The 455-nt window shown below is 74.9% G+C and carries 1 protein-coding gene; it reads left to right on the top strand.

Features of this window, described 5'->3' with window-relative positions; translation table 11 throughout:
• The coding region (locus I6F37_RS39550) for a pyridoxal-phosphate dependent enzyme (RefSeq protein ID WP_225154310.1) at positions 1 to 371 on the top strand (371 nt) is incomplete at its 5' end.
• Between the last annotated feature and the right edge of the window lie 84 nt (positions 372 to 455).

Raw genomic sequence — 455 nt, 5'->3', positions numbered from 1 at the left:
GCCGCGGCTGGGAGCGCTTCAGCGTGTCCGCGCCCGGCCTGCATCGACATGGCCACCAGGTCCAGGTAGATCGACAGGGCACGACGGAACTCAGCGCGTCGCCTGCTGGCGCTCTCGCGCAGCTCACGCTCGACCATGTGCGCGCCCTGGTCGAGCGGGTCGTCGTGGTGTCCGACGCCGAGGCCGCGCGCGGGATGGTGGCCTTCGCCGAGGAGGCGAAGGTCTGGGTCGAGCCGGCGACCGGCTGTCTCGTGCCGGCGGCGCGCCGGCTCATCGACCGCGCCTCCGGCGACGTCTCGCTGGGGTTCGTCGTGTGCGGCGGCAACGTCACGCAGCGCGACGTCCACGGCTGGTTCGACCGCCTGCTCTGAGACGACCGGCGGGGGCCCTCCCGCGAGGCTACGGCGTGCCGGCCAGCCCGCCCCAGTCGGGTGCGCTGTCCGCCGCCGCCACGG

Source organism: Bradyrhizobium sp. NBAIM08 (assembly GCF_020193935.1).
In the GTDB taxonomy this organism is placed as follows: Bacteria; Pseudomonadota; Alphaproteobacteria; order Rhizobiales; family Xanthobacteraceae; genus Bradyrhizobium; species Bradyrhizobium yuanmingense.
Note: the sequence above shows the minus strand (reverse complement) of the source record. Positions and strands in the feature narration are given on the sequence as shown.